This window comes from Paraburkholderia solitsugae, assembly GCF_013177695.1.
GTDB lineage: Bacteria > Pseudomonadota > Gammaproteobacteria > Burkholderiales > Burkholderiaceae > Paraburkholderia > Paraburkholderia solitsugae.
Genome location: NZ_WOEY01000037.1, coordinates 1 through 18,415, shown reverse-complemented (window position 1 = coordinate 18,415; position 18,415 = coordinate 1). Strand labels below are relative to the sequence as shown.

At 60.0% G+C, this 18,415-nt stretch carries 15 protein-coding genes and 2 tRNA genes; 7 read left to right on the top strand and 10 right to left on the bottom strand.

The genetic code is table 11. The annotated features are described in order from the left end of the window. Window positions 1–80: 80 nt before the first annotated feature. Window positions 81–767, bottom strand: a complete 687-nt coding sequence (locus tag GNZ12_RS09635; RefSeq protein ID WP_172310124.1) for an ABC transporter ATP-binding protein — start codon at window positions 765–767, stop codon at window positions 81–83. Between GNZ12_RS09635 and GNZ12_RS09630 the strand changes: the two genes are divergently transcribed. Next, the gene (locus GNZ12_RS09630; RefSeq protein ID WP_172310123.1) at window positions 766–1,470 is read left to right on the top strand and encodes an arylesterase; all 705 of its coding nucleotides are present in this window, start codon (window positions 766–768) and stop codon (window positions 1,468–1,470) included. The two genes, GNZ12_RS09635 and GNZ12_RS09630, sit on opposite strands and share 2 nt — an antisense overlap. 118 nt (window positions 1,471–1,588) lie before the next feature. Then, window positions 1,589–1,930 (top strand): hypothetical protein, encoded by a 342-nt coding sequence (locus tag GNZ12_RS09625; RefSeq protein WP_172310122.1) that lies wholly within the window; start codon window positions 1,589–1,591, stop codon window positions 1,928–1,930. Between the two features lie 135 nt (window positions 1,931–2,065). On the opposite strand, the gene GNZ12_RS09620 is transcribed toward GNZ12_RS09625, so the two are convergent. The 3 genes from GNZ12_RS09620 to GNZ12_RS09610 form a co-directional block, all read right to left on the bottom strand. Beyond that, window positions 2,066–4,003, bottom strand: coding sequence for a SurA N-terminal domain-containing protein (locus GNZ12_RS09620; RefSeq protein WP_172310121.1), 1,938 nt, complete (start codon window positions 4,001–4,003; stop codon window positions 2,066–2,068). Window positions 4,004–4,090: 87 nt separating this feature from the next. Then, window positions 4,091–4,167 (bottom strand) — tRNA-Asp (locus GNZ12_RS09615). Between the two features lie 240 nt (window positions 4,168–4,407). Next, window positions 4,408–5,259 carry an alpha/beta fold hydrolase gene (locus tag GNZ12_RS09610; protein WP_172310120.1) on the bottom strand — a complete coding sequence of 284 codons (852 nt, stop codon included), beginning with the start codon at window positions 5,257–5,259 and terminating at the stop codon, window positions 4,408–4,410. Window positions 5,260–5,348: 89 nt separating this feature from the next. Between GNZ12_RS09610 and GNZ12_RS09605 the strand changes: the two genes are divergently transcribed. The 3 genes from GNZ12_RS09605 to GNZ12_RS09595 all read left to right on the top strand — a co-directional run bounded on the left by GNZ12_RS09605 (window position 5,349) and on the right by GNZ12_RS09595 (window position 8,437). After that, window positions 5,349–6,200: a LysR substrate-binding domain-containing protein gene (locus tag GNZ12_RS09605; RefSeq protein ID WP_172310119.1), complete on the top strand. Its 852-nt coding sequence runs from the start codon at window positions 5,349–5,351 to the stop codon at window positions 6,198–6,200. A gap of 242 nt (window positions 6,201–6,442) precedes the next feature. Next, window positions 6,443–7,840: an MFS transporter gene (locus GNZ12_RS09600; protein WP_172310222.1), complete on the top strand. Its 1,398-nt coding sequence runs from the start codon at window positions 6,443–6,445 to the stop codon at window positions 7,838–7,840. A 156-nt stretch (window positions 7,841–7,996) separates the two neighbouring features. Next, window positions 7,997–8,437, top strand: coding sequence for a DUF3761 domain-containing protein (locus GNZ12_RS09595; RefSeq protein ID WP_074287710.1), 441 nt, complete (start codon window positions 7,997–7,999; stop codon window positions 8,435–8,437). Window positions 8,438–8,917: 480 nt separating this feature from the next. On the opposite strand, the gene GNZ12_RS09590 is transcribed toward GNZ12_RS09595, so the two are convergent. The 6 genes from GNZ12_RS09590 to tig all read right to left on the bottom strand — a co-directional run bounded on the left by GNZ12_RS09590 (window position 8,918) and on the right by tig (window position 16,017). Then, window positions 8,918–8,993, bottom strand: a tRNA-Val gene (locus GNZ12_RS09590). A 128-nt stretch (window positions 8,994–9,121) separates the two neighbouring features. After that, window positions 9,122–9,394 carry an HU family DNA-binding protein gene (locus tag GNZ12_RS09585; RefSeq protein WP_007182007.1) on the bottom strand — a complete coding sequence of 91 codons (273 nt, stop codon included), beginning with the start codon at window positions 9,392–9,394 and terminating at the stop codon, window positions 9,122–9,124. A gap of 342 nt (window positions 9,395–9,736) precedes the next feature. After that, window positions 9,737–12,166 (bottom strand): endopeptidase La, encoded by a 2,430-nt coding sequence (gene lon / locus GNZ12_RS09580; RefSeq protein ID WP_172310118.1) that lies wholly within the window; start codon window positions 12,164–12,166, stop codon window positions 9,737–9,739. Window positions 12,167–12,368: 202 nt separating this feature from the next. After that, window positions 12,369–13,640, bottom strand: a complete 1,272-nt coding sequence (gene clpX, locus GNZ12_RS09575) for an ATP-dependent Clp protease ATP-binding subunit ClpX (protein WP_074284192.1) — start codon at window positions 13,638–13,640, stop codon at window positions 12,369–12,371. Window positions 13,641–13,823: 183 nt separating this feature from the next. Further along, window positions 13,824–14,477: an ATP-dependent Clp endopeptidase proteolytic subunit ClpP gene (gene clpP, locus GNZ12_RS09570; RefSeq protein ID WP_007182010.1), complete on the bottom strand. Its 654-nt coding sequence runs from the start codon at window positions 14,475–14,477 to the stop codon at window positions 13,824–13,826. Window positions 14,478–14,670: 193 nt separating this feature from the next. Further along, window positions 14,671–16,017: a trigger factor gene (gene tig / locus GNZ12_RS09565; RefSeq protein ID WP_054039527.1), complete on the bottom strand. Its 1,347-nt coding sequence runs from the start codon at window positions 16,015–16,017 to the stop codon at window positions 14,671–14,673. A 567-nt stretch (window positions 16,018–16,584) separates the two neighbouring features. On the opposite strand from tig, the gene GNZ12_RS09560 reads away from it, so the two are divergent. Both GNZ12_RS09560 and GNZ12_RS09555 read left to right on the top strand, forming a co-directional pair. Further along, window positions 16,585–17,730 (top strand): glycerate kinase, encoded by a 1,146-nt coding sequence (locus GNZ12_RS09560; protein WP_172310117.1) that lies wholly within the window; start codon window positions 16,585–16,587, stop codon window positions 17,728–17,730. Between the two features lie 63 nt (window positions 17,731–17,793). After that, on the top strand, window positions 17,794–18,246 hold the full coding sequence (locus tag GNZ12_RS09555) for a MarR family winged helix-turn-helix transcriptional regulator (RefSeq protein ID WP_172310116.1): 453 nt from the start codon (window positions 17,794–17,796) through the stop codon (window positions 18,244–18,246). Window positions 18,247–18,415: the final 169 nt, after the last annotated feature.

Here is an 18,415-nt window from a genome sequence, read left to right as displayed (position 1 = left end):
AAATGAAAAAGCGGACCTTTGCGGTCCGCTTTTTTTTGGCTCGATGACGGTAGACGGTTTAAACGGCGCGCAGCGCGTTTTCAGGCCAGACGCCCCGCTTCGATCGTCACCGTCGTATCACAGCGGCGCGCCAGCTCGATGTCGTGCGTGACGAGGATCAACGTGGCGCCGTTCGCGCGATTCATCTCGAACATCAAATCGATCACCGCGTGACCGGTCGCTGCATCGAGGCTGCCAGTCGGCTCGTCGGCGAACAGGATCGCCGGATGCGTAACAAACGCGCGGGCAAGCGCAACCCGCTGCTGCTCGCCGCCCGACAGCAGCTTCGGATAGTGCCCAGTGCGCTTATCGAGTCCCACCTGCTCCAGCAATCCGCGCGCGCGCGCCGCAGCTTCGCGCGTACCGATGCCGCCTTGCAGTTCGAGCGGCAAGGTGACGTTTTCGAGCGCCGTTAAATGTGGCATCAGTTGAAACGACTGGAACACGAAACCGACCGAGCCGCAGCGCAGCGCGGCGCGTTCGTCTTCGCTCAGTTCGGTGAGTTCGCGGCCGAGCAGCCGAACCGAGCCCGAGCTCGCGCTGTCCAATCCTGCGAGCAAGCCGAGCAGCGTAGACTTGCCGGACCCGGATGCGCCGACGATCGCCACACTGCTGCCGGCATCGATAGCAAGATCGATGTCCTCGAGAATCGTCAGCTCACCGGTTGCATCCTTAACCTTCTTGCACAAACCCCGCACTTCAATGACTGGATCAGTTTTGTTTAGCATGGTGAAGCGTAGGTTGAAAGTGCGCGCCGTGGCGCCTCGCGCGGCGGCGCTGACTACTGCATTCGGCTCGGCCGTGCTGGCCGCAACCCTGTTTTCGCTGCCCTTCCCAGCCCATGCGGCCAACGCGCCCGAACAGGCCAGGCCGGTCATCGTCGTGCTCGGCGACAGCATCTCGGCCGAGTACGGCTTGCCCCGTGACACCGGCTGGGTTGCCTTGCTGCGCCAGCGCCTGACCGATGAGCAAATCGATTATAGCGTCGCCAACGCGAGCATCAGCGGCGACACCACAAGCGGCGGCCGGGCCCGCTTGCCGGCGCTCCTGCAGCGCCTCAAGCCGAGTATCGTGATCGTCGAACTCGGCGCCAACGATGCGTTGCGCGGCGTGCCGCTTTCCACCACCGAAGACAATCTGCGTACGATCATCGAGCAGGCTCAACAAGGCCACGCGAAGGTCGTGCTGGTTGGCATGTATGTGCCACCCAATTACGGCCCCGAGTACACGCAAAAGTTCCACGGCCTGTACGGCGAACTCTCGAAGCAATTGCGCGTGCCGTTGGTGCCCTTCCTGCTGGCCGGCATTGCCGACAAACCGGAAATGTTTCAGGCGGACCAGATCCATCCCACACAGCAGGCACAGCCAGTGCTACTCAACAACGTGTGGCCGGCTGTCAAGCCACTCCTTCGCACAAGTTCGCCGCACTGAAAAACTCGCGAACACCTTGTGTCCGGTAATTGGGGAGCGCGGATCGATGAGGTCGCTCTGACACTTTCGTAATCCCGCGCCACCCGGCTCGATTCTGAGCGACTTTTGAGGAGATAACGTGAAATATTTACCGTTAATCGCTTTGACCGTGGCAATTTCTGCAAGCGCCGCTCAACCGCCTGCTGGCGTCCAATCCGTGGGTCAAAGCCAGCAACCGCCGAAGGCTGTCGCGACGTGCATCGCGCAAAAGTGGGCCGATGGCTCGCAACAGCAAGTTGTGTCGCAAGACATCCTGGCTAACGATCAGGCAATGGATGTCTATGTGCCGGGTCAGCAGCCGCCTGATGGCGCAGCCGCCGTCATAAGGCCGTCCTACACGGGCCCGGGCTCGTGGGTCGGCTTCCGCGCCAAGGGCGCTGCCGGCAGCGATGCCACGAGTTCGATCAGCGCTTGCCTCTAGGCGGCTGACGGCATGAGACGCCACCCTTAAGCCAACCGTTTGACGTGCTTGCATTCGTCAAATGAAAAAGCCCCGCAAAATTGCGGGGCTTTTTTGTGCTGCGCGCTTTACCTGCTTGCGCGCTCGCGCCGACGTTTAGTCGCCGTTCGCCTGCGCATTGCTGCTGTCGAGCGAACCGTAGAACTTCACCTTCGAACGGGCACGCAGTGCTTCGACGTAAGCCTCCGCCTCGGATTGCGCATCGACTTGCGCAATCTGCTGCTGCGCAGCAGCCAAACGCTGCGGATCGATCGGGGCACCCGCAACGACCGCGTTCACGCGATAGATCGCATAGCCGTCGTCGCCGAGATCCACACCGACGTAGGCAGGTAATTTTTGCGCGTCCGCTTTGTAGATTGCACTCAATGCTGCCGGCGGAATGCCTTGCGCGTCATTGCGCGAAACCTTCAGCGGCGACGAGAAGCCGGTCGTGGCCTTCGACTTGTCGAACTCCGCCAGCTTCGCGATGCCGTCCTTGTGAGCGGCCTCGTCCGACTGAACCGCGATCACCTTCTGACGCACTGCGTCCTTGATGGCGTCGAGCGCCGGCACGGCTGCAGCCTTGTAATCGGTCACGCGCGCCGCGATCAGCGTGTTGCTGCCGACGTCGATCGCTTGCGTGTTGTTGCGCGCGGTGACTGCATCGTTTGCGAACACGGCAGCCAGGAACTTCGCATTGCTCAGCGGGCTGTCAGGCGGCAGCTTGGGATCCGGCTGCGGCGTCACCGTGGCCGTTTGCAGTTGCAGCTTGTACTTGTCGGCGGCAGGTTGCAGGCTCTTCGCCTTCTCGTAGACGATCGACGTGAAGCCTTCCGAATCGTCGCTGAATGCCTTGCTCGCCAGCTGCGTCTTCAGGTCTTTCGAGATCTGATCTTTCACTTCGTCGAACGGCTTGGTGACTGCCGGCTTCACGTCCGTCACCTTGACAATGTGATAGCCGAAGTCGGTCTGCACGATACCGCTGATTTCGTCTTTCTTGAGACCGAACACGGCGTCGTCGAATGCCTGGCCGCCGGCGATCATGCCGCGCCCGAAGTAACCCAGGTCGCCGCCCTTCGACGCCGAACCCGGATCCTGCGAATCCTGCTGCGCGATCTGCGCGAACTGGTCCGGATGCGCCTTGACCTGTGCGAGCACCTCTTCGGCCTTCTGCTTCGCCTTGGCCTTGTCTGGCGCGCTGGCATCTTTCGGTGCGGAGATCAGAATGTGGCTCGCCCGCACCTGACCGTCCGTGCGGTAATGCGCGATGTTGTCGTCGTAGTATTTTTTCAGGTCGGCGTCGCTCGGCTGAACAGCAGCAGACAACGTTGCCGGCGACAGCACAAGGTACTGGATCGTTGCCGTGGCCGGCGTGGCAAAGTCGTTGCGATGCGCATCGTAATACGCTTGCAGTTGCGCATCCGTAGGTTGCACCTTCGCTGCGTAGTCACGCGGATGGAATGCGATGCCCTGCACTTCGCGCTGCTGTTCGGCGAGCTCGGTCAGATGCTGTGCGAGGGTCTTCGACGTGAAGGCACTGCCTTGAATGCTGGCAGGCAACTGCTGCGTGGCGAGGCTGTAACGCACACGTTCGTCGTATTGATCGGGCGTCATGCCCTGCATCGCGAGCAACTGCTTGTAACGGTCGACGTCGATCGAACCATCAGGATTCTTCAGCGATGAGATCACCGGATCGTTCAGGAGTACGCGGCGTACCGCGTCGTCAGATGCGGTCAGATGCAGGCGCTGTGTTTCGTCGGCCAGCACACGCTGTTCGATCAAACCGTCGAGCATTTCGCGACGGCGCGCCGGCGTGTCGAACGACTTCATGTCGAACTGCGCGCCGAGCATTTGACGGGCGCGGTCGAGCTGCTGACGCATCGCGTCGTCGTACGCTGCGCGCGTGATCTTGTGGCCGTTGACGCTGGCGACGTTTGCACTTTCGTCAAAGAAGCCGCGGAAACCTTGAATACCCACAAAACCCAACCCCGGCACAATGACGAGGATGAGCATGAACATCATCAGGCGTTTGTGATTGCGGAAAAAATCGAGCATGCGTGAACGAGTGCCAAAAACAGAACGCCCGATCTTACAACAGCGGGCAATAAAAAAGGCGAACCGGAGTTCGCCTTTCGAGGATACTGGCGGAGTGGACGGGACTCGAACCCGCGACCCCCGGCGTGACAGGCCGGTATTCTAACCGACTGAACTACCACTCCTTATACTGCGCTTCACTACTGGTGCTAAACAGAACCACTAAGCCGAATCTGAAACTGGTGGGTGCCGAGGGGTTCGAAATCGGCCCGTCAAGCCTTATGAGGCAAGGCTCCCATCCAATTCGCTCAATTCAGTTAAGCAGATACAGCGGAAAATCCAACAATCCGCAATTCTAGCCGAAGCCATGACCAAAAAGCAACGTCGACGTGCGACTTGGCGCTCGCGTTGTGCGCCCCCTCCGATCAGGCACTGACGAAAGCGTGGACAAGCCGGTTGAATACCCCCGGCTTCGCGACGTTCATCCCATGCGATGCGCCTTCAATGGTTTGTTTGTCCGCGTAATCGATCCAATCCGTCAGCTTGTCAACGTTGTTGCGAAACATGCGAGGGCTCTTTTCGCCCTCGATCAGCAAGGTCCTGCACTGTACGTCACGCGCGGCTTCACGTGAGTACGCTGGCAACGGATCGCGAAACTGCTTCGGCAGCGTGGCGGCGTTGTCGAACGCCATGGTGCGGAAACTGGCGGGACTCTTGCGCCAGAAGCCAGGCATGCTCACCGAGTCGACGAAGAGTTCCAGTCCGGCGTCAATCGCACCGCTTTCTATTAGATCAGCGACTTTCGCGCGAAGGACATTGGTCGCAGGTGGCAACGAGGCTTCGGGCATCCCATCGATCTGCAACGGGCCGCCCGGATCAGCGAGCGTCAGCGATTTCACCAGGCGCGGATACTCGCGCGCCAAGTGGAATGCAACGCACCCTCCCCGCGAGTGCCCCACCAGATGAACCGGCCCGAGGTTCATTGCTGCGATGAACTCGGCGAGTTCCGCGACATGTGTTTTCCAGCCAAATTCTCCTTGAATGCAGGCATCGTCAGCCGGCCAGTAGTGGCTGAGGCTGACCGAAACGCAGAGGAAATGCTTCGACAGAAACCCGGTTTGACTGCCCCAATAGCGGTAATCGCAAAGCGATCCGTGCACGAAAACCAACGGCTCTCCCGAACCGCTGATCACATAGGGCACACTGATGCCGGAGGGGACGGTGGCAAAGTACAACTCCGGGACGGCAAGTATTGAAGGGTCGGTTCGCGCGTTCATGGATGGGTTCCTTTCCAGTACTATGCACGACGCAGTAATCTAAGAAAATCGCGTAATATTGATGGTATCCATCAACTTTTCTGATACCAATGAAAGCACTGGATCTGGACGTTCTGACAATGATGGTGGCCGTGGCCGACACGGGGAACATTAGTCGCGCGGCGGAAATCGTCCATCGCTCGCAATCGGCGGTGAGCATGCAGATCAAGACGCTCGAAACTGCACTCGGCAAGCCGCTTTTCGTGCGCAAACCCAGAAGCGTGATCCCGACACAAGACGGCGAGGTCCTGCTGACGTTCGCGCGGCGCATGCTCGCTCTGCGCGATGAAGCGTGGGCGGCAGTGGTCCGGCCCGACGTAACCGGTCGAGTCGTTATCGGTGTGCCTGATGACTACGCGTCGTCACTGCTACCGTCGATCCTCAAGAAATTTTCCGCGACCTACCCGAAGGTCGAGATTCAGGTCGTCGGACTGCCAAGCGTGGCGCTTGCGCCCATGGTCAAGGACGGATCAGTCGACCTGGTCTGCGGGACGCGCGTCAAGGGCCTCTCGGGCGAGTTCATCCGGTTCGAACCGATGATCTGGGCCGCAGCGCCCAGCGCGCATGACATCTGGCGCGAGCGGCCGCTGCCCATTGCCGTGTTCATGCCGGGCAGCGTCGCCCGGGAAAACGCGATCCGCAGTCTTGAACAGGCGAAGATCACCTATCGGACCTCTTACGAGAGCCCGAGCCTGTTAGGCCTTCTCAGCATGGTGGAAGCGGGACTCGCGGTGGCGCCGCTCGCGCGCTGTGCGGTTCCCGCTCATCTGACCTTGCTCGGCCATGCACAGGGCTTGCCCGAGATCGCCGCGCTGGAGTTAATATTGGCTCGGAGTGCTAAATCGAAGCGGCCGCCATGTGACTTTCTCGCCGAAAAAATCATGTCGGAACTGCGGCGTTAATCACACCTTGGCGGCGTTAGGTTGCCGCCGATACATCGGTATTCGCCCGCATTGCTGAACGTCGTGTGGGGATGGAAGATCCCGGATGGGTTGTATTTGACACCGACGCTTCCGGACGCGTTGGGCCCGCCCGGATAGCTCAGAATTATCAAGACCAAGCCGCAAGCTGCTGTTCATCAAAATTAGCCGGACGGCAATCTGCCTTTAGCATCAACGTTTTTCGACGGGAACGAGAGGCGCACATGTCCACCCAAAAGGCAGCAGAGATTGCGGCGCGTCTCGACAGGCTACCGCCGTCCCGCACCATCTGGTCTATGGTGATCCTGATATCGCTTGGCGGCGTATTCGAATTCTACGATCTCTTTTTCACCGGCTATGTGGCTCCCGGCATGGTTCAGTCCGGCTTGTTCAAACCGGAGTCCCTCGGCTTCTTCGCAGCCCTCCAGCCACTCGCCGTCGCCGGTTTTGGTACGTTCGTGTTCGCTACGTTCGCGGGACTGTGGGTAGGCACACTGGTGCTCGGCTTTGTCGCCGACCGGTTTGGCCGACGCTTCATTTTCACGTGGTCGCTGATCTGGTACATGATCTGCACCGTCATCATGGCTTTCCAGACTTCAGGATTCGCGCTTGATATCTGGCGATTCGTCGCCGGCATCGGTATCGGTGTCGAACTGGTGACAATCGACACTTACATCTCCGAGCTGATCCCAAGCCAGGAGCGCGGCCGTGCTTACGCCGTGAACCAGTTCATCACTTTCGCGGTTGTGCCGCTGGTCGCGTTTCTCGCCTATGCGCTGAACGGAACACGGCCCCTTGGCCTTGACTATTGGCGCGTTGTCATCCTGATCGGTTCGGTCGGCGCTGTGGCCGTCTGGTTTCTGCGCCGAAAGATTCCGGAAAGTCCGAGATGGCTGGCTCGCCACGGCCGCGTGGACGAGGCCGAGCGGATCGTTGCTGACATCGAGCGTCGCGTGACTGCTGAAAAAAGTATCGTGCTAGCGCCACCAACGCCGAGTGCGCCGGAAAAGGAGGGGCGTGGCACGCTAAAGGAGATTTTTTCCCGGGATTATCGGCGGCGGACGATCATCCTGTCGATCTTCAATATGGCCCAGGTCATCGGCTTCTATGGCTTCGCTGCCTGGGTGCCCACGCTGCTGATTCATCGGGGCATTCACGTCACCGCGAGCCTCGGCTACGCCTTTGTCATCGCGATCGCCAATCCCTTCGGTCCCTTGCTGGGCACCTTATTCGCGGACAGAATTGAACGCAAGACCCAGATTTGCGCCGGTCTTTTCACCATGGGTGTGGTCATCGCGATCTTTTCACAAGCCTCCAGTCCGTCGTTGCTGATCGCGCTCGGCGTGATGTTCACACTCGCCGCAAACATCATGTCCTATGCATATCATGGTTACCAGGCGGAGCTTTACCCGACCCGCGTACGTGCCCGCGCGATCGGTTTCGTCTATTCATGGAGCCGCATCTCGGCTGCCTTCGCTGGGCTTGCGATTGGCATCCTGCTGCACGGCTACGGTGTGCCGGGCGTCGCGGTCTTCATCGGCATGTCGATGCTGGTTGCGATCTGCATGATTCTGCTTGGTCCTTCTACGAAAGGTCTGGCGCTCGAGACGATCAACCATTGATTTTGCGTACCTCGTTCATTGATCTTGCAAAGTTTGACGATATCGCGCACCTGAACATGTCAGCGGAACCCGCCGACGTCGCGTTATATCAATCAGTGTCGTGCGGGCGCGCGACACTGATCGAACCTACCTCGTCTCACACCTACAGGATCAGCGATGAAAATACCGTTTCTTTCCATGGCAGTGGCGACCGGATTACTCGTTGCGACTGCTGGCTATGCGCAGGTCCCGGCCAGCGCGCCGGCCGGATCAACAGCCCTCTGCAAGGACGGCACGTCCTATTCGGGCGCCTCGAAAAAGGGCGCCTGCGCTGGTCATAAGGGCATCAAGACCTGGTACGGCGCATCGGGTGCCGCAGCAGGCGCTGCTAGCGCTCCCGCAGGTGCGGCCCCTGCTGTCGCTCCGGCCGCTGCGAGCAGTGCAAAACCAGCGGCAGCCGGTGGCGGCCCCGGCCAGGTCTGGGTCAACACGAGCACCAAGGTCTACCATTGCCCGACAGACAAGTACTACGGCAAGACGAAGAATGGCGCATACATGACTGAGGCGGATGCAAAAGCAAAGGGTTTCCACGCCGATCACGGGAAAGCCTGCCAGTAAATATCGCAAGGCAACGGCGCACGTCAGGGTCTTACACCCGGACGCGCGCACTTATACAAGCGCCCCCATTCCTGCCGTCCACGACCGTCCCTCTCACCGCGGTACTGTCAACTTGTTGGCCGACGTGAGGCCGAACACGCAATACGTGAGGATAGCTAACTTAATAGACAAGGCTTTCTAAAATCGGGGCGCACGTCACGCGTTCCCCCGCCTTGAAGGTCGTCGCAATACAGCATCATTGCATCCCACTGGCTGTGGCGAGTAGTTGATCGCCGGCCGTCTCTGACTTTACCGACAACGTCTTTAGTTTCGTCAAACGAACGATACAACGATAAAAGTCCGGATTCGGCCGGCATTCAACGGACTTTCTGGATCAATTCAGCGCCAATAAAAAACCCGCGGAGCCAATAGCCACGCGGGTTTCAGCGTACTGCAGCAGATCTCTTCGGACCTGCTCGGATGCTAATTACGAAACGGAAATGGTGGGTGCTGAGAGGCTCGAACTCCCGACCTACGCCTTGTAAGGGCGCCGCTCTACCAACTGAGCTAAGCACCCGTTTCGCGATTCAACGTGCTTCTGCTTTTACTGTCTGATCGATCAACTTGTACCGCAATTGATGCGACGCCAAGTCACGCAGGATTCGCCGCACTTCTTTCTAACGAATCCACAATTCCTCAAGCCCATTAGTTTAGCGCATCCTTCAGAGCTTTGCCAGGCCTAAATTTAGGGACCTTCGCTGCCTTGATCTTGATAGCGGCGCCAGTGCGCGGGTTGCGGCCCGTGCGCGCGGTTCGCTTGCCCACGGCAAACGTACCGAAACCCACCAGCGTCACCGACCCGCCTTGCTTCAACGTACCTTTGACCCCACCGATCACCGCATCGAGTGCGCGGCCTGCCGCAGCCTTCGAAATATCGGCTTGCTGCGCAATGTGATCGATCAATTCCGTTTTATTCATTCCAACCCCCGAGAATGTTTATGGCACTCGTGACGGCGCTCTGTAGCACCTGACATCACGCGGCTGGCGGCCAACGCCGAGCCGACTCATTAGAATTGGCCGAAACCCTTGTGTCAAGCGGGGTTGAGCCTGATTTCGGCGGTTCTGGAGGGTGCTTCCTATAATCAAACCTTGCCGCAAATCGATGCGCGCACAACCAGTCGGCGACTGAGCACGCCCTTTGCTCAAAAGGTGGGATTTCGCGCATTCCAGACGCGCCTGCCGGCATCTCGCCGCCAATAAAAAACCCGCGACCGGGGCCGCGGGTTTTTTTACAGCAAACGGCTTTCGCCGCTGACTGCCTTAGTGCTTCACAACTTCCGTCGCACTGGCGTCTTTGCCGGGTTCAGCCGCTGCGACAGGCGCAGCCGCCGGCTTCGGCTCCTCGTCCGGCAATGCCTGAGGCACACGTTCGAGCGCCAACTCGAGCACCTTGTCGATCCACCGGACCGGCACGATTTCGATCGCGTTCTTCACGTTGTCCGGAATTTCCGTCAAGTCCTTGACGTTTTCTTCCGGAATCAGCACCAGCTTGATACCGCCGCGATGCGCTGCCAGCAGTTTTTCCTTCAGGCCACCGATCGGCAGGACTTCGCCACGCAAAGTGATTTCGCCCGTCATCGCGACATTGGCACGGACCGGAATGCCGGTCAGCACCGACACTAGCGCGGTTGTCATGGCGATACCGGCCGAAGGACCGTCCTTCGGCGTCGCGCCTTCCGGCACGTGGATGTGAATGTCCTGCTTCTCGAACGCTTCGTCCTTGATACCCAGACGGCGCGAACGCGAGCGGACCACTGAGCGCGCAGCTTCGACGGATTCCTTCATCACGTCGCCGAGCGAACCCGTGCGGATCACATTGCCCTTACCCGGCATCACCGCGGCTTCGATGGTCAGCAGATCGCCGCCCACTTCCGTCCACGCGAGACCCGTGACCTGGCCAACCTGATTTTCCTTCGCAGCCAGACCGAAGTCGTACTTGCGCACGCCGAGGAACGTGTCGATATTGCTCGCGTCGACCTTCACCGCACCTTCCGCCTTCTTCAGCAGAAGCATCTTCACGACCTTACGGCAGATCTTCGAAATCTCACGCTCAAGCGAACGCACGCCCGATTCGCGCGAGTAGTAACGAATGATGTCGCGAATCGCGGATTCCGTCACATCGACCTCGCCTTCCTTGAGGCCGTTGTTCTTCTTTTGCTTGGGCAAAAGATAACGCTGCGCGATGCTGACCTTCTCGTCTTCCGTGTAACCCGACAGACGGATCACTTCCATCCGGTCGAGCAACGGCGGCGGGATGTTCAGCGAGTTCGAGGTCGCCACGAACATCACGTCCGACAGATCGAAGTCGACTTCGACGTAGTGGTCGGCGAACGTATGGTTCTGTTCCGGATCGAGCACTTCCAGCAGAGCCGACGACGGATCGCCGCGGAAATCCTGGCCCATCTTGTCGACTTCGTCGAGCAGGAAGAGCGGATTACGCACGCCGACCTTGGTCAGGCTTTGCAGGATCTTGCCGGGCATCGAACCGATGTACGTACGACGGTGACCGCGAATCTCGGCTTCGTCGCGCACGCCGCCGAGCGCCATACGCACGAACTTGCGGTTCGTAGCGCGAGCGATCGACTGACCCAGCGACGTCTTACCGACACCCGGAGGCCCAACGAGGCACAGAATCGGCGCTTTCACCTTATCGACACGTTGCTGGACCGCGAGATACTCGAGAATACGTTCCTTCACTTTCTCGAGACCGAAGTGGTCTTCGTCGAGCACGCGTTCCGCATTCGAGAGGTCGTTGTTGACCTTGCTCTTCTTGCGCCACGGCAAGCCGATCAGCGTATCGATGTAGTTACGCACGACCGTCGCTTCAGCCGACATCGGCGACATCAGCTTGAGCTTCTTCAGCTCGGAGTCGGCCTTCTTCTTGGCTTCCTTCGGCATGCGGGCAGCCGTGATGCGCTTCTCGAGCTCCTCGAGATCCGCACCTTCTTCGCCTTCGCCCAGTTCCTTCTGGATCGCCTTGACCTGTTCGTTCAGGTAGTACTCGCGCTGACTCTTCTCCATCTGGCGCTTCACACGCCCGCGGATGCGCTTTTCAACCTGCAGGATGTCGATCTCAGCTTCGAGTTGCGCGAGCAGATGCTCGAGGCGCTCGATGACCGGGAACATTTCGAGGATGTGCTGCTTCTGGTCGAGCTTGAGCGGCAGATGCGCCGCGATCGTATCGGCCAGACGGCCAGCCTCGTCGATGCCCGACAGCGACGTCAGGATCTCCGGCGGGATCTTCTTGTTCAGCTTCACATACTGGTCGAACTGCGACACGATCGCGCGGCGCAGCGCTTCAGTTTCAGCGCTGTCGGCGTGGTCGGGTTCGAGCGGCATGACTTCGCACGAAAACTGCGTTTCCTGTTCTTCGATGGAAAGCGTTTTCGCGCGCTGCAAGCCTTCGACGAGCACCTTAACGGTGCCATCGGGCAGCTTCAGCATTTGCAGGATGTTGGCAACACACCCTACTTCGTACATGTCCTTTTCGGTCGGCTCATCTTTCGCAGCCGTTTTCTGGGCGACGAGCATGATGTGCTTGCCGCCTTCCATCGCTGCTTCGAGAGCCTTGATCGACTTCGGGCGGCCTACGAAGAGCGGAATCACCATGTGCGGGAAGACGACTACGTCACGCAGCGGGAGCAGCGGGAGCGTAATGCGTTCCGGCGGGAGGAGTTGGGTTCCTGACATTTCATTTCCCCATGAGTGGAATCAGTTCGTTCGATAGGTGAGGCCAGCAGAAAAGATTGCAAGCCTCCGCGTGTGGGAAAAGTTCAGTGACTCCGAAGGTTCAGTGACTCCATAGTGAAAACAACCATCCTGACCACACGATAAACGAAAAAAGCCGTTCACGTCGCCATGAACGGCTTTTTTTGCAGAACCCGAAAGCCGATCAGTTCGAACCCGCCACTTTGGGCGCGTCTTCGTAGATCAGCAGCGGCTTGCCGTCGCCGTCAATCACGTTGTCGTCGATGATGACCTTGCTAACGCCTTTCATCTGCGGCAAATCGTACATGACATCAAGCAACGCCTGTTCCAGGATGGAGCGCAGACCGCGAGCGCCCGTCTTGCGACGGATCGCTTTACGTGCAACAGCCTGCAACGCGGCCGGGCGAATCTCGAGCTCGACGCGTTCCATATTGAACAGCTTGTGGTACTGCTTCACCAAGGCATTCTTCGGTTCGACGAGGATCTTCATCAACGCCGGTTCGTCGAGCTTGCCGAGCGTAGCCACCACCGGCAGACGGCCGATCAGCTCAGGAATCAGACCGAACTTGATCAGATCTTCCGGCTCCACTTCGCGCAGCACTTCGCCGGCGTCGCGGTCCTGCTTGCTCTTCACACTCGCACCGAAGCCAATACCGGTCTTCTCCGTACGGTCGACGATGACCTTCTCGAGGCCGTCGAATGCTCCACCGCAAATGAACAGAATATTGGTGGTGTCGACCTGGATGAAGTCCTGATTCGGATGCTTACGGCCACCCTGCGGCGGCACCGACGCCATCGTGCCCTCAACCAGCTTCAGCAAGGCCTGCTGCACGCCTTCGCCCGAGACATCGCGGGTGATCGACGGGTTGTCGGACTTGCGGCTGATCTTGTCGATTTCGTCGATGTAGACAATGCCGCGCTGGGCCTTGTCGACTTCGTAATTGCAGTTCTGCAGCAGCTTCTGAATGATGTTCTCGACGTCTTCGCCGACGTAGCCGGCTTCCGTCAGCGTCGTTGCATCGGCAATGACGAACGGAACGTTCAGAAGGCGTGCGAGCGTCTGCGCAAGCAAGGTCTTGCCGGAACCGGTCGGGCCGATCAGCAGGATGTTGCTCTTGGACAGCTCGATCTCATCCTTCTTGTCGAGATGCTTCAGGCGCTTGTAGTGGTTGTACACCGCGACCGCGAGAATCTTCTTCGCGCGTTCCTGACCGATCACATACTGGTCGAGGATTTCACGGATTTCCTGCGGACTCGGCAAATCGGACTTGGACAAGCCCGCCTCGATGCCCGCCCCTGCAGCCTCATCGCGGATGATTTCGTTGCACAGGTCGATACATTCATCACAGATGAACACCGACGGGCCGGCAATCAGTTTTTTGACTTCATGCTGGCTCTTGCCGCAGAACGAGCAATACAACAGCTTTTCGCTGTTAGAACCTTTCTTGTCCGCCATAGATGTGTGAGCCTCCGGACACTCGATTACATGATACGCCGTTTGCCCCTGCCTCGCGGTTTGGGCGCGGCGGGGCTTGAGCCAGGATAACGGCGTTTGCCGCAGGCGCTCGGACGAGTCTTGATTATTTCACAACCGATCCGCTAACGGTCTCGCCCCGTTTTGTGACGAGACCGCACCGATTCAAGGACGCTTGTGCGCCACCTGGTCGACCAGACCGTAAGCTTGCGCGTCATCGCCGGACATGAAATTGTCCCGGTCGGTGTCGCGCGCGATACGCTCGACCGGCTGGCCGGTGTGGTGCGCGAGCAGATGATTCAGCCGTTCCTTCAGGTACAGAATTTCACGTGCCTGAATTTCGATGTCCGACGCCTGGCCACGCGCGCCGCCCAGCGGCTGGTGAATCATCACACGTGAATTCGGCAGCGCAAAGCGTTTACCCTTTGCGCCGGCTGCCAGCAGGAACGCGCCCATGCTGGCCGCGAGGCCCATGCACAGCGTCGAGACGTCCGGCTTGATGAACTGCATCGTATCGTAGATCGCCATCCCGGCCGAAACCGAACCGCCCGGGCTGTTGATGTAGAAACTGATGTCCTTGTCCGGGTTTTCACTTTCAAGGAACAGCATCTGCGCGACGACGAGGTTGGCCGTCTGATCGTTCACTTCGCCAACCAGGAACACGATGCGTTCCTTCAGCAGACGTGAATAGATGTCATACGAGCGCTCACCCCGGCCACTCGTTTCCACGACGATCGGCACCAGTCCGAGCGCCTGCGCTTCGAGATCCCGGGACGACTGGGAGGTCAACGTGTCCAGCATTTGGGCGCGAAAGGTCATGCAATGGATCCTTGTCTGGAAATATTCTAAATATTAGATGCTAGACAGGTGCGGCCGACAAACCCGTATTCAAGTGCGCGATCCGTGCGGACGCGGTGTGCAACGCCGTGCAAAACGCAACGCACTTTCACAGCACAAAAAAAACGGCGTGCGGGCCGTCGCTCCGACAGCCGGCACGCCGTTGCAGCGACGCTTACGCTTGCGCCGTTGCGCTTGCCAGTTCTTCGAAGCTTACTTCCTTGTCCGTCACCTTGGCCTTGCTGAGGACGAAATCCACGACGTTGGCTTCAACGACGTACGCTTCCATTTCGGCAAGACGCTGCTGATTGGAATAATACCAGCGGACGACTTCCTTCGGGTCTTCGTAGCTTTTCGCGAATTCGTCGACTTCGGCACGAATCTGCTCCGGCTTGGCTTGCAGTTCATTAGCCTTGACCAGTTCGGCCAGCACGAGGCCCAGCTTCACGCGGCGCTCAGCCTGTTCCTTGAACATTTCAGCCGGGATCGGTGCGTCAGCGGCGTTCGGCACACCACGTTGCTCGAGGTCCTGACGGGCCATGCCAACCAGGCGCTCCTGATCTTGTGCGATCAATGCGCTCGGCACGTCGAGTTCAGAAATCTTCAGCAGCGCGTCCATAACCTGGTTCTTGACGATAGCTTGCGTGCGACGCTTCGCTTCGCGTTCGAGATTGTCTTTGATCTCAGCGCGCATCTTGACCAGATCGCCGTCTTCGATACCGAGCGACTTCGCGAATTCGGCGTCGATTTCCGGCAGGTGCGGCCATTCGATCTTCTTCATCGTGATCGTGAATTGCGCGGTCTTACCAGCGACATCCTTGCCGTGATAGTCAGCCGGGAAAGCCAGATCGAATTCCTTCGATGCGCCGACCGCGAGGCCCAGCGCTGCCTTTTCGAATTCCGGCAGCATGCGGCCTTCGCCCAGCACAAATGCGAAGTCTTCGGCGCTGCCGCCCTGGAACACTTCACCGTCGATCTTGCCGACGAAGTCGACCGTCACGCGGTCGCCGTCTTTAGCCGCCGTGTCCGCGCCGCCGTCGCCATGCTCGCCAGCTTCGCCGCGAGCGTGGAAATGCACGCGCTGCTTGCGCAGGATGTCCAGCGTGCGGTCGATTTCCGCTTCGCTGATGGTGGTCGTGGTGCGTTCGATTTCAGCCGTGGCGACGTCGCCCAGCTTCACTTCCGGATACACCTCGAACGTCGCGTCGAACGCGTAGTCGCCTTCAGCAGCGTCGGCCTTCGGCGCGAAGCTCGGCTGACCGGCAACGCGCAGGTTTTCGGCGCGGCTGATGTCGAAGAATTCCTTGCCGACCTTGTCGCTCAGCACTTCGGCTTCCACCTGGCCCGAATACTGTTGGGTGACCATCTTGAGCGGCACCTTGCCCGGGCGGAAACCCGGCATGCGCACATTCTTCGCGAGTTGGCGGATACGCGAGTCCACTTCCTTCTGCACGGCATCCTTCGGCAGGGAAATCGTGACGCGGCGTTCGAGCTTGCCGAGGTTTTCAACAACGTTAGCCATGGCTTCAATCGTCCTAAAATTATTCGAGCGAATCAGTTATCTTCTGCGTGCCGCTTTTCGATGTCGCTTCGCATCGCGCGTCACATCAATTCGGCGCCTGCGCCGCGGGCTTGCAGGCCGCCGGCAGCACGGTTGGGTCCAAAGAGCCGAATATTTTAGCAAACTATTTGCGCGCTTAGCCGGGATTCGATGATTGCGCGCGTTTTTATCGGTGTTCGGACCGCTTTCCGCGCTGTTTTTCACCTGTTTGCGGCTTGCTTCGTGGCTGTTTAGCGCTGGCTTTGCGCCCAGTCACCAGCCAGTTTCCAGACTGCTTTCTGCAGCCTAACGATTCCTTTCATCGACGCCGCTTCCGCCGGAGGGGCCCGCATAGCCGACGGCGCCGCGCTTGCCGCGCGCCTTCCCACTCATGATTCCCGCACGCGCTGCCGCGGACAATCCCGGCTATGCCGTTCGACATATTCAGTCGGCGCGCCCATGCTGATAAGCTAACGGACGCGCTCGGGGCTGCGCCTGCATTCTTCATATCGTCCGCCCTCGCAACGATCCTAACCATTCAGAGACACCATGCCGAATTTGCCGTCCTCGCCTGTCGTCGTCATTGCTCCCGATTCCTTCAAAGGTTCGCTCAGCGCGGAACAGGTCGCGCAGGCGATTGCATCCGGCATCCAGCGCGCCCGGCCTGACGCCAGCGTGCGCATCTGCCCGATGGCCGACGGCGGCGAAGGCACGCTCGACGCCATGCTTACGAGCGGCGGCGAACGCCGCACGCTGAGCGTGCGCGGCGCGGCCGGTCCGGTACGCGAGGCACTCACCGGTCTGCTTGCGGATGGCAGCGCGATCATCGAAACGGCGGAAATCGTCGGCATTACCGATCCGGTCGGCATGGGCGTGCCGGTCGAAGCGCGCAGCACACGCGGCATGGGCGAAGCAATTCGCGCCCTGCTCGACGCGGGCGTGCGGCGCTTTTTCGTCGCGCTCGGCGGCAGCAGCACGAACGACGGCGGCGCCGGCCTGCTGGCCGGCCTCGGCCTGAAACTTTTCGACGGAGAAGACAAAGAACTCGACGCCACGCCCGAACAACTCGCTCGCGTGGCGCGCGTCGACGTGTCGCAGCTGGACGCCCGTCTGGCAGACACGCAGTTCGTCGGCATGTCGGACGTGGACAACCCACTGACCGGCGATCACGGCGCGACCGCGGTGTTCGGACCGCAAAAGGGCGTGAAGCCGGATCAGGTTGCCCCGATCGACGCCGCCCTCGCCCGCTTCGCCGATCTGCTCGAGGCGGCGCTTGGGCGCACGGCACGCGACCAACCCGGCGCGGGTGCGGCCGGCGGTCTCGGCTTTGCGCTGCACATGCTGGGCGCGCAGTTCGAGCCGGGCGCGGAAACCGTCGCGCGGCAGATCGGGCTGGACGCGGCGCTTGAAGGTGCGAACTGGCTGATCACCGGCGAAGGCCGCTCGGACGTGCAAACACTGCACGGCAAGGCGCCGTTCATCGCTTGCCGTCATGCGCAGGCAGCGGGCGTGCCGGCCACGCTGCTCTCCGGCGCGGTCGACTCCGCGGCGCTACCGCGTCTCGCCGAACATTTCAGTGGCTGCTTCTCGCCGGCCCCCGGGCCGATCACCCTCGAGGTTGCGATTCGCGACGCGGCGCGCTTGCTGGCCGACGAGGCCGAGCAATTGACGCGCCTGAAATACGGCGCGCGTTGACCGGCAGGACGGTTGCGGCAACAATCACAGCGCCGCGACCGCTCCACTTATCACGGGAAGACCATGAAGGACTCCGCCAAAGCCGGACTCGAACAGTTCCTCACGTATCGTCTGCATGTGCTGAACAAACTCGCCGAGCGTGGCATCAGCGAGCGCTATCAGGACAAACTGGGCGTGACATTACCTGAAGCGCGGGTGATTGCGTCGGTGGGCTCGTTCGGACCGTTTTCGATCATGGAACTGGCGCGGCACGCCAACCTCGACAAGAGTCAGGCGAGCCGTGCGGCCGAGGCGTTGATCAAGCAAGGACTCGTGAAGCGAGATCCGAGCGCCGAAGACGGCCGCGTCGTGCTGGTGTCGCTGACCCCGGAGGGCCGCGCGCTCTATCGCAAGGTAATGCCGATCGCGCGTAAGTGGAACGGGGATCTGTTCGACTGCCTCGACGAGCAGGAAAAGCTCGCGTTCGGCCAGGCGCTCGACAAGATCATCAACACGATGTCGGAGCGTGAGGGGTAAGTAAGGGTAAGTAACGGCGTGCGGCCGCGGGGTGCCCGTGTGCCGCGCAATCCCCTGGCGCGTTCCAAACGCCCGGTTCTGTGCAATCCCCCGCGCCGAAATACGCCCGCGCCGAAGTCAGCTCTTTCCGGTGCTTTGACCGTCTGCGTCCGGCGCACCTGCATCTTTC

What these genes read in the sequence shown, in the direction of transcription:
- clpP (WP_007182010.1), bottom strand. Translation starts at nt 14,477, where the DNA reads ATGACCTTTCGCGCCCAAATGCTGGACACGTTGACCTCCCAGTCGTCC.
- GNZ12_RS09620 (WP_172310121.1), bottom strand. Translation starts at nt 4,003, where the DNA reads ATGCTCGATTTTTTCCGCAATCACAAACGCCTGATGATGTTCATGCTC.
- clpX (WP_074284192.1), bottom strand. Translation starts at nt 13,640, where the DNA reads ATGGCGGACAAGAAAGGTTCTAACAGCGAAAAGCTGTTGTATTGCTCG.
- GNZ12_RS09630 (WP_172310123.1), top strand. Translation starts at nt 766, where the DNA reads ATGGTGAAGCGTAGGTTGAAAGTGCGCGCCGTGGCGCCTCGCGCGGCG.
- GNZ12_RS09600 (WP_172310222.1), top strand. Translation starts at nt 6,443, where the DNA reads ATGTCCACCCAAAAGGCAGCAGAGATTGCGGCGCGTCTCGACAGGCTA.
- GNZ12_RS09595 (WP_074287710.1), top strand. Translation starts at nt 7,997, where the DNA reads ATGAAAATACCGTTTCTTTCCATGGCAGTGGCGACCGGATTACTCGTT.
- GNZ12_RS09610 (WP_172310120.1), bottom strand. Translation starts at nt 5,259, where the DNA reads ATGAACGCGCGAACCGACCCTTCAATACTTGCCGTCCCGGAGTTGTAC.
- GNZ12_RS09635 (WP_172310124.1), bottom strand. Translation starts at nt 767, where the DNA reads ATGCTAAACAAAACTGATCCAGTCATTGAAGTGCGGGGTTTGTGCAAG.
- GNZ12_RS09585 (WP_007182007.1), bottom strand. Translation starts at nt 9,394, where the DNA reads ATGAATAAAACGGAATTGATCGATCACATTGCGCAGCAAGCCGATATT.
- GNZ12_RS09555 (WP_172310116.1), top strand. Translation starts at nt 17,794, where the DNA reads ATGAAGGACTCCGCCAAAGCCGGACTCGAACAGTTCCTCACGTATCGT.
- GNZ12_RS09560 (WP_172310117.1), top strand. Translation starts at nt 16,585, where the DNA reads ATGCCGAATTTGCCGTCCTCGCCTGTCGTCGTCATTGCTCCCGATTCC.
- lon (WP_172310118.1), bottom strand. Translation starts at nt 12,166, where the DNA reads ATGTCAGGAACCCAACTCCTCCCGCCGGAACGCATTACGCTCCCGCTG.
- tig (WP_054039527.1), bottom strand. Translation starts at nt 16,017, where the DNA reads ATGGCTAACGTTGTTGAAAACCTCGGCAAGCTCGAACGCCGCGTCACG.
- GNZ12_RS09605 (WP_172310119.1), top strand. Translation starts at nt 5,349, where the DNA reads ATGAAAGCACTGGATCTGGACGTTCTGACAATGATGGTGGCCGTGGCC.